Annotated in this window: 1 protein-coding gene; it reads left to right on the top strand. The window is 49.2% G+C overall.

What is annotated here, in order from left to right; all coding sequences use genetic code 11:
- The coding region (locus tag GGQ60_RS22825) for a beta strand repeat-containing protein (protein ID WP_183768771.1) at nt 1-2,180 on the top strand (2,180 nt) is incomplete at both ends.

Genomic DNA, 2,180 nt, shown 5'->3' with positions numbered 1-2,180 from the left:
GATAACATTGTTGAAGGCACTGAAACGGTTGTGGCTACTTTAACTGTATCGGGCAACCCGACAGTAACGGTAAGCAATACCCCTGCAACGATCAATATTACCGATAATACCACTGCAACTGTTACTGTTGCAGCCACTAAAGATGGTGCAGAACCAGGCACAGCCGGTGAGTTCACCTTTACCTTAAGTAATGTATCGACTACTGATACGCAGATTGCCTATTCGGTAACCGGAACAGCTACCAGCGGATCGGATTATACCTCGATCGGTACTACGGTGACCATCCCTGCAGGGCAGACTTCTGTAAGGGTAAGTGTATCGGTACTGGATGATAACATTGCAGAAGGTACTGAAACGGTGATTTTGACGATGGCTGCTGCAACCAGCAACCCATCGGTTACGGCAAGTACAGTACCGGCTACGGTGAACATCACCGATAACGATACCTCGGTAGCTACGATTACCGCAGGTACTTCAGGCAGTGAAAACGGTCCGGTGAACGGAAGCTTTACGGTTACTTTAAGTAATCCATCATCACAACCTACCACCATTACCTATACTTTGGGTGGAACGGCTACTGAGGGCAGCGATTACTCGGCCATCGTAACCAAGACCATTACCATCCCGGCAGGTCAGACTACGGGAACAATTACCATCCCGGTATTGACGGATAATATCGTTGAAGGCACTGAAACGGTTGTGGCTACTTTAACGGCATCAGGCAACCCGACAGTAACGGTAAGCAACACCCCTGCAACGATCAACATTACAGATAATACCACTGCAACAGTTACTGTTGCAGCCACTAAAGATGGTGCAGAACCAGGCACAGCCGGTGAGTTCACCTTTACCTTAAGTAATGTATCGACTACTGATACGCAGATTACCTACAGTGTTGGTGGCACAGCTACCAGCGGATCGGATTATACTTCGATCGGTACTACGGTAACCATCCCTGCCGGACAGACTTCTGTAAGGGTAAGTGTACCGGTACTGGATGATAATATTGCAGAAGGCACTGAAACAGTGATCTTAACGATGGCAGCTGCAACCAGCAACCCATCGGTTACGGCAAGTACGGTACCGGCTACGGTGAACATCACCGATAACGATACCTCGGTAGCTACGATTACAGCAGGCACTTCAGGCAGTGAAAACGGTCCGGTGAACGGAACCTTTACGGTAACGCTGAGCAATCCTTCGTCAACTGATACCCAGATTACCTATACTTTAGGTGGAACGGCCACTGAGGGCAGCGATTACTCGGCCATTGTGACCAAGACCATTACCATCCCGGCAGGTCAGACTACCGGAACGATCACCATCCCGGTATTGACGGACAATATTGTTGAAGGCACTGAAACGGTTGTGGCTACTTTAACGGCATCAGGCAACCCGACAGTAACGGTAAGCAACACCCCTGCAACGATCAACATTACAGACAATACCACTGCCACGGTAACTGTTGCAGCCACTAAAGATGGTGCAGAACCAGGCACAGCTGGTGAGTTTACCTTTACCTTAAGTAATGTATCGACTACTGATACGCAGATTACCTATTCGGTAACCGGCACGGCTACCAGCGGATCGGATTATACTTCGATCGGTACTACGGTAACCATCCCTGCCGGACAGACTTCTGTAAGGGTAAGTGTACCGGTACTGGATGATAACATTGCAGAAGGCACTGAAACAGTGATCTTAACGATGGCAGCTGCAACCAGCAACCCATCGATTACGGCAAGCACAGTACCGGCTACAGTGAACATCACCGATAACCGTGCTCCTGTTGCAACTGCACCAGCCATTACCACCAATGAAGATACTCCGGTTAACGGAATCATTACGGCTAGCGATCCTGATGGCAACCCGCTTACTTATACAGTAACCACTCCGCCAGCACACGGAACACTAATCGTAAACCCTGATGGTACCTATACTTATACTCCTGCTCCGGATTATAACGGTACAGACACCTTTACGGTAACCGTTAGCGATGGTAAAGGAGGTACAGTAACAGTAACTGTTCCGGTAACGATCAACCCTGTGAATGATGCCCCTGTTGCCACCGCACCGGCCATCATCACCAATAAAAATACCCCTGTTAACGGAAACATTACGGCAAGTGATGCAGACGGCGATCCGCTTACCTTTACGGTAACCACGCCTCCTGCACATGG

The organism is Pedobacter zeae (genome assembly GCF_014196715.1).
Classification (GTDB): domain Bacteria; phylum Bacteroidota; class Bacteroidia; order Sphingobacteriales; family Sphingobacteriaceae; genus Pedobacter; species Pedobacter zeae.
This window is presented reverse-complemented; position numbering and strand designations above follow the sequence as displayed.